This is a genomic window from Parafrankia discariae (genome assembly GCF_000373365.1).
GTDB classification, from domain to species: domain Bacteria; phylum Actinomycetota; class Actinomycetes; order Frankiales; family Frankiaceae; genus Parafrankia; species Parafrankia discariae.
Genome location: NZ_KB891245.1, coordinates 25482 through 32905, shown reverse-complemented (window position 1 = coordinate 32905; position 7424 = coordinate 25482). Strand labels below are relative to the sequence as shown.

Here is a 7424-nt window from a genome sequence, read left to right as displayed (position 1 = left end):
CGGGACGGCGGACATTCCCCCCTGAGGACTGGAACACCCGGCTACCCCGGTTCCACACCGAGATCACCCGCACGCTCAACCCGCCACGGCGTCACCGCACCTGCCCCCGGGTCGTCAAACGCGCCCGGCACAACAGCTACCGCGTCAAGAAACCCGACGAACCCGCCTCGATCCGCCACCCGGGCCCCGCCACGATCCGACTCCACCCACTCACCCCACGCGCGGCCTGACCAAACCCCAGCAAGATCGCCTTAAGCTTCACGGCATTGACTCCGGACCCCCGCGACGCGGAGGACAGCGAGGCGGACGGCGGCCGCGCCCCCGACGGCCACGGCCGCGCGTCGAGATAGGACCACCGCGCGCCGACTGGCTCTCCGCCACCGCTGACGGAGGACCAGTCGGTTCCCCCCGCGCTCCGAAGTGAGTCGTGAGAGCGGCGTACGGGTGGCACGGGGTGACATGGGGTGGCTCAGTCGGCTCGCCTCGGCGGTCCTCCCACCGGACACGTCCCGGACTCACTGATGCGTCCCGAACGCGGAGCACCGGCGCCGGAACACTGGCGCACCGGCGGACACGAAAAGGGCCGCTGCCCCGAGATCTCGGGGCAGCGGCCCTTTTCCGTCGCCAGGCGCCAACCGCGGTCAGCCGCCGACCTCCGTGTTACTTACCGGCGGGCGTACCGACGGCTGTGCGAGGTCCGCGACCGGGAGAGGCCACGGCCGTTGAAGGTCCTCCAGAGCGCCAGCACGATGATCGCGCCGATGATCGAACCAATGATGCCGGACGGCTGGAGCGCGCCCTCACCGATGTCCTTGTTGAACAGGAGGTAACCGAGGAAACCTCCGACGAAGGATCCGACGACGCCCACGGCGATCGTGCCGAGAATTCCGATCGGGTCCGGGCCGGGGAGAACCAGACGCGCGACCGCGCCGGCGATCAGACCGAGCAGGACCATGACGACGAGGAAAGTCAGCATCTGTGGTTTCTCCTTTACCGAGGTTGTTGAGACCTTTTTGCCCCGCACCGGAACTCGCAAACACTTTGTCTGGCGAGAACCGGATCCACCGCTTTGTGGACGCTTTCAGCGCCCACGCCGCCGGACCGGCTCGGCAGGAAGTCGCCTCAGCTGCCGGACTTCGCCGCCTTCGTGGCCCGGCGGCGGCGCGCCGACCGCCGGAGCAGGAGCAGCACGGCGCCGCCGAAGACCGCGCCACCGGTGGCACCGGGATGCCGCCGGGCCTGCTGGCCGGCCGTCCGGGCCGCCTTCCCGCTGGAGGCCGCCGTACGCTCCGCGGCGGCCGCGACCTGCGGGTGCTGCCCTATCTGCTCCCGGACGGTGCCGACCGCCCGGTCCTTCGCCTCGACCGTCTTCTCCGCGGCGGAGGCGAGGGTGGGGTTCTGGCCGACCTTCTCCCGGACCGCGCCCACCGCCTTCTCGGCGGCGTCACGGGTCTTCTCCGTGGCCGAGGCCACATGCGGCGCGAGCCCGGCCGTCATCTCGTTGAACTTCCGCCGGACGTCGGCACCGTCCGCGTCTGCGCCGGCGTCCGCGGCGGGGCCGGCCGGCGCGGGAGCCACGGGAACGGTGCTCCCGGTCCCCACGGCCGGGGCCGGAGTCGGGGCCGGAGTGGGAGTCGGCGTCGGGTCGGGTTCGGCGATGACGGGCGGATAAGCGCCCGTGAGATCGGTACGCGGGGGATTCGTGCCTTCGTTCATCGCTGGCTCTCCTCGGCAGAATCGGGGACTGTCGCGTGCCTGAACGGATGGCGACTTCTGGGTTGCCCGCACGCGTCCTGTCGAACAACTACCCACCACTCGTCGTGGATAACGCGACGTGTGCGCGCATCACAGTCACCGCACCCCGATGTCGGGAATGTCCGGCACCGGAGGGCCCCGGGGGGGCGTTGCCGGTCAGCCTCCCAGCCCTCCGTCGTCCGCGCCCCCCGTCCCGGCGCCCGACGGACGGTGCGCCAGCCGACCGCCGGCCGTCGACCACCGACCGGGCCGTGCTGGTCGCCACGATTCGCGGCCGACATATGCCATGTACGTCTCGTGCTCGACAAAGGGCGGAGCCCGCGGCGCGGGGTCGGTTACCGTTCCCCCACGGCTCCCGCCGCGCGTGTCGCGTCCAGGAGGTGGCTGATGTCGGATTCCGCAGGTGTGGGTCCCGCGGGTGTGGGTACGGACGACGGCCGGCTCGACGGCCTCTACGGGCTGCGTGAGCTCGCCGGGCGGCTCGCGGCCGGCTCGATGAGCTCCCGAGAGCTCGTCGCCGCCTGCCTGGAGCGCGTCGAGGCGACGTCCACGACCCTGAACACCTTCCGGCTGCTGCGGGCCGAGGAGGCGCTGGCGGAGGCCGAGGAGGCCGACCGGCGGCTCGACGCCGGGGAGCGGCTGCCCCTGCTGGGGGTCCCGGTGGCCATCAAGGACGACACCGACATCGCCGGCCTCCCCACCGCCTTCGGCGCGGCCGGCGACTTCCCGCCGGCCGCCGAGGACTGCGAGATGGTCCGGCGGCTGCGGGCCACCGGCGCGATCATCGTCGGCAAGACGAACACACCCGAGTTCGGGCAGTGGCCGTTCACCGAGGGCGCGGCGTTCGGCGCGACCCGCAACCCGTGGAACCTCGACTACTCCCCCGGCGGGTCGTCCGGCGGCGCGGCGTCGGCTGTCGCGGCCGGGCTGGTGCCCGCGGCGATCGGGTCGGACGGCGCCGGCTCGGTCCGCATCCCCGCGGCCTGGACCCACCTGGTCGGGATCAAGCCGCAGCGCGGGCGCATCTCCAGCGCGCCGGTCACCGAGCAGTTCAACGGGCTGACCACGTTCGGCCCGTTGACCAGGACCGTCGCGGACGGCGCCCTCCTGCTGGACCTGCTCAGCGGAAGCCTGCCGGTGGACCGGGACCGCCCGCCGGCGCCGGTGGAGACCTTCCTCCGCTCGGCCGAGCACCCGCCGCCCCGGCTGCGCATCGGCCTGTCGCTGCGCGTCCCCTACAGCGGGATGGCGGCCACGCTGGATCCGGCTGTCCGCGCGGCCGTGGAGCGCCTCGCCGAGGTGCTGGCCCGGCTCGGGCATGACGTGGTGCCGGTCGAGCCGCCGTACGGCCTGCTCGGCCTGCTGTTCCTGCCCCGTTCGATGGACGGCATCCGGGACTGGTCGCACCGGGTGCCCAACCCGGAGCTGCTCGATCCGCGGACGGTGGCGAACGCGCGTAACGGCCGGGCGCTGCGGCCGGTGCTCGGACTGGCCCGGGCCGCCGAGGCACCGGCCCGGGCGTGGATCGGCCGGGTCTTCCGCACGGTGGACGTCCTGCTCGCGCCGACGACGGCGGTGCCGCCGCCGCGGGTCGGCGAGCTGAACCGGGAGACGAACTGGGAGACCGATCAGGCGATCGTCGCGGCCTGCCCGTACACCTGGCCGTGGAACGTCCTCGGCTGGCCGGCGGTCAACGTCCCGGCCGGCCTGACGCCCGCCGGACTGCCGGTCGGCGCCCAGCTCATGGGCCCGGCGGGCGGTGAGGGGCCGTTGATCTCCCTGGCCGCCGAGCTGGAGGACGTCGAGCGCTGGTACCTGCGGCGGCCGGGCCGGCTGGAGGCTTCGACGCCGGCCTGACCCGGCGGCGTCCGGCCCGGGGCACCGGGACCCGAGGGGGATACCGGCACGTGAAGCGCCTCATAGCTCACCCGAGGTGACCGCCGAAGTGCCTTCGGGGGTACAAAATCTGAGGTCGCCCGCGAACGGGGCCCTCCGACCTGGACAATGGCGCATGCTCAGCAACGTGGTGCCCCGGATCGGGGACTTCGCGGGTCAGTTGGGGGCTGGTCTGCTGGTTCTCGGAGCCGCGGTCGCGGTAGGCGTCGTCACCGACCTGTCCACCGCGGGCTACTTCGGGCTCGGTGCCCTGGTGTCCGCGGTGACCTGCCTTCCGGCGGCGACGCTGGGTCTCGGTCTGGTCACCGAGGCGCTGGCCGTCGTCTCGGGGCTGTGGGACCACCGGTTCGGGAACGGTCAGCACATCGCGGCCTGCGTCCTGGTCGCGGCCCAGGTCGCGGTGGCCGTCTACGTGTCGGTGAGCCGCAACCGGCGCAGCTCGGAGCTCCAGCAGGTCCGGGCGGTGGCGGAGGTCGCGCAGCGGGCGCTGCTGCCGGAGGTGCCCGCCGCGCTGCACGGGGCCGGGTTCGCGGCCCGTTATCTCTCCGCCGCCAAGGAGGCGTCGGTCGGCGGCGATCTCTACGAGGTGGTCGCCACGCCGCACACCATCCGCATGATCATCGGCGATGTCCGCGGCAAGGGACTGCCCGCGGTGCGGCTGGCGACGGTGGTCCTGGGGGCCTTCCGCGAGGCGGCGGTGACCTGGCTGGACCAGGGTCAGGTAGCGGCCGCCTGCGCCCGCTCGGTCGGCCGCGAGGCCGAGCCGGAGGACTTCGTGACGGCCCTGCTGGTCGACATCTACCCCGACGGCCGGCTCAGCCTGTGCTCGGCGGGTCACCATCCGCCGCTGCTGGTCGGGGCGACCGCCACCACCGCGCTGAACTGCCCGTCCTCACCGCCGCTCGGGCTCGGTGACCGTTTCGCGACCACGACGGCGGACTGGGCGGTCGGCGACCGCCTGCTGCTGTTCACCGACGGGCTGATCGAGGCCCGCGACAGCAAGCGGGCCTTCTTCCCGCTGGAGCGGCACGTCGACCTGCTGCGCGACGTCCCGCCCGCTGCCGCGCTCGACCGGCTCACCAGCGCCCTCACCGGCCACGTGGGTGGGAACCTGCACGACGATCTGGCTCTGCTGCTCGTCGAGCGGCTCCCGACGGGCGCGGCGCTGGCCGCCGCGGCCCAGGCGCCGGCCGTCACCGGGGCCGCGTCCTCCGCCGGGGCGCTTCCGGCCGCTCCCGCGAACGCCAGCGCGGCCACGGCGGCGGAGTAGCGAACCCGCGACGTCCGCCGGCCGGTCAGCGGTTGGCGGGGGCCCGGCGGCGGCCGTCCCGGCGGTAGGAGAACGGACCGGGAAGGTCGACGCTGGACAGGCCGCCACGGCGGTTCTTCGACCACACCCGCCAGGAGATTCGGCCGAGCTTCAGAGTCACCGAGGACACCCCGTTCTCGCTGACGTTCACGTAGAAGGGCCCGTAGTGCGGCCGGCGGGTGTAGCGCAGTCCCATGACTACCTCCGGGAGAGAATGTCGGGCACGGCGGTCCTTTCCGCTTTGCCCCCCGCCACACCCGCGAACCCCGATCTTGCCCGCCGTAACCCGTACATCAAGTCGCCCCATGTGACTTAGATCACTTGTTCAGGTTCGGATGTTCTGTCCGGCCGGACCTGGACAGGGCCTCTGGGATGCACGCTGTCGACGCGGGATCGACCGACGGGGCCGAGAACGACCGGCCGCGGTCGGTCAACGGCCATGCCGACCTTCACGCGTCGGCGACCGACCCCGTGCCGGATCCCGACCCGCCGGAGCGGCCAACCCCGCCGGAGTGGCTGGACTCGCCGGAGTGGCTGGACTCGCGGATCCGCGACGGCGCGCTGCGGGCCACCGGGACCTGCTTCACGATCACCGATCCCCGCCAGCCCGACAACCCGCTGATCTGGGTGAACCCGGCGTTCGAGCGGGTGACCGGTTACCGCCTGGCCGAGGTCGTCGGGCGTAACTGCCGGTTCCTGCAGAACGGCGACACCGACCAGCCGGCGCTCGCCGAGTTGAGTGCCGGGATGGCCGCCGGCCGGCACGTGACGGTCGTGCTGCGCAACTACCGGCGGGACGGCACCCCGTTCTGGAACGAGCTCGCCGTCAGCCCCGTGTTCGACCCGCGGGGGGAGATCACCCACTTCGTGGGCGTGCAGACCGACGTCACCGAGCGGGTCGACGCCCAGCTCGAACGGGACCGGCTGCTCGAACGCGAGCGGGCCGCCCGCGGCGACGCAGAGCGCGCCACCGCCCAGCTGAAGCTGCTCGCCGACGTCAGCGAGCTGCTCTCGGGCACCCTCGACGTGGGTGAGGCCCTCGACCGGCTCACCAGGGCCGTGGTGCCCACCGCCGCGGACTGGTGCTCCGTGCACATCCTCCCGCCCCGCTCCGCGCTGACCGGGACGGATTCCGAGGCGACGGGGCCGCGGCGGGTCATCACCCATCACCGCGACCCCCGGCTGCGCGCGATCGCCGAGCGCAGCCAGCTGCTCCAGGCCGACCTGCCGAACGCGGCGAGCGCCGTGGTCCAGGTGCTGCGCACCGGACGTCCCGTGCTGCGGGAACGCATCGACCCGGAGGGGCTGCGGGCGGCTCTAGGCTCGGCAGGCCCCCGCACCGACGAGCTGGTGCGTCTACTGACGGACCTGGGCCTGACGACGGCTGTCGCCACCCCGCTGCTCGCCCGTGGCCGGGTGCTCGGCGCGCTGGTGATGGCCCGCTCGTCGGGCTCCTACACCGCGGACGACCTGCGCCTCGCCGAGGATCTCGGCCGGCGGGCGGGCACCGCGATCGACAACGCCCGGCTGTACCGCGCCGAGCACACGGTGTCGGAGTCGCTGCAGCGCTCGCTGCTGCCGACGATCCCCGCGCTGCCCGGCCTCGCGTTCGCGGCCCGCTACCTGCCCACCGCGGCGACGGCGACCGTGGGCGGCGACTGGTTCGACGTGCTCGCGCTGCCCGACGGGGCCGCCGGGGTCGCGATCGGCGACGTGATGGGCCACGACATCGCGGCCGCGGCGGCGATGGGTCAGCTCCGCAGCGTGCTGCGCTCGTACGCGTGGGAGGGCCACCGGCCGGCGGTCGTGCTCGACCGGCTGGACCGGCTGGTGCAGGGCCTGGAGATGGCCCAGCTCGCGACCTGTCTGTACGCCTGGATCCAGGTCAACGACGCCGGCTTCGCGCAGGGGACCGCCGCCCCCGCCTTCATGCGGTGGGCGAACGCCGGCCACCTGCCGCCGCTCCTGCTCACTCCGGACGGTCGGGCCCACCTGCTGGGATCGACCGGCGCGCCGTCAGGACCAGCGCCCAGCCCGGGGACCGGGCCGGTGCCTGCGGGTCTATCCACCGCGGACGCCGGGGTGCTGATCGGGGCGGGCGGCGCGGAGACCTCGCCGCGCCCGGAGCTGCGCATCCTCCTGCCGGCCGGCTCGCACCTGGTCCTCTACACCGACGGGCTGGTCGAATCCCGGGATCTGGACCTGGACGACGGCCTCGAGCGCCTGCGACTCACCGTGGAGAAGCACGTTCCCGAGGACGGGCCCGAGGCGCTGGTCGATCTGATCGTCGACCAGATGCTCACCGGCCGGCGCCAGGACGACGACGTCGCGATCCTCGGCCTGCGGGTGCTCACCGGGCCGGACTGAGGCCGGGCTGAGGCGGGCCCGCGTCCGCGCGGACGTCGGCACCTGACGACACGTCAGGGTCGGTTATGGTGAGAAGGCAGTCGATGGATCTTGCTGT

General features: G+C 73.4%; 7 protein-coding genes. 4 read left to right on the top strand and 3 right to left on the bottom strand.

What is annotated here, in order from left to right; all coding sequences use genetic code 11:
* Window positions 1–230, top strand: a 230-nt coding sequence (locus B056_RS43735) for a hypothetical protein (protein ID WP_018504852.1), incomplete at its 5' end; no start/stop codon positions are given.
* 434 nt (window positions 231–664) lie between these two features.
* Here B056_RS43735 and B056_RS0126370 read toward each other — a convergent pair.
* Both B056_RS0126370 and B056_RS0126365 read right to left on the bottom strand, forming a co-directional pair.
* The gene (locus B056_RS0126370) at window positions 665–976 is read right to left on the bottom strand and encodes a GlsB/YeaQ/YmgE family stress response membrane protein (protein ID WP_018504851.1); all 312 of its coding nucleotides are present in this window, start codon (window positions 974–976) and stop codon (window positions 665–667) included.
* 146 nt (window positions 977–1122) lie between these two features.
* Window positions 1123–1716 (bottom strand): hypothetical protein, encoded by a 594-nt coding sequence (locus B056_RS0126365; protein ID WP_020572720.1) that lies wholly within the window; start codon window positions 1714–1716, stop codon window positions 1123–1125.
* A gap of 426 nt (window positions 1717–2142) precedes the next feature.
* Here B056_RS0126365 and B056_RS0126360 point away from each other — a divergent pair, with 426 nt between their 5' ends.
* Window positions 2143–3612, top strand: coding sequence for an amidase (locus B056_RS0126360; RefSeq protein WP_026240175.1), 1470 nt, complete (start codon window positions 2143–2145; stop codon window positions 3610–3612).
* A gap of 154 nt (window positions 3613–3766) precedes the next feature.
* The gene (locus B056_RS0126355) at window positions 3767–4921 is read left to right on the top strand and encodes a PP2C family protein-serine/threonine phosphatase (RefSeq protein WP_018504848.1); all 1155 of its coding nucleotides are present in this window, start codon (window positions 3767–3769) and stop codon (window positions 4919–4921) included.
* A 25-nt stretch (window positions 4922–4946) separates the two neighbouring features.
* Here the strand turns inward: B056_RS0126355 and B056_RS0126350 are convergent, their stop codons facing one another.
* The gene (locus tag B056_RS0126350; protein ID WP_018504847.1) at window positions 4947–5156 is read right to left on the bottom strand and encodes a DUF4236 domain-containing protein; all 210 of its coding nucleotides are present in this window, start codon (window positions 5154–5156) and stop codon (window positions 4947–4949) included.
* A 176-nt stretch (window positions 5157–5332) separates the two neighbouring features.
* Here B056_RS0126350 and B056_RS38055 point away from each other — a divergent pair, with 176 nt between their 5' ends.
* Window positions 5333–7327, top strand: coding sequence for a SpoIIE family protein phosphatase (locus tag B056_RS38055; protein WP_018504846.1), 1995 nt, complete (start codon window positions 5333–5335; stop codon window positions 7325–7327).
* Window positions 7328–7424: the final 97 nt, after the last annotated feature.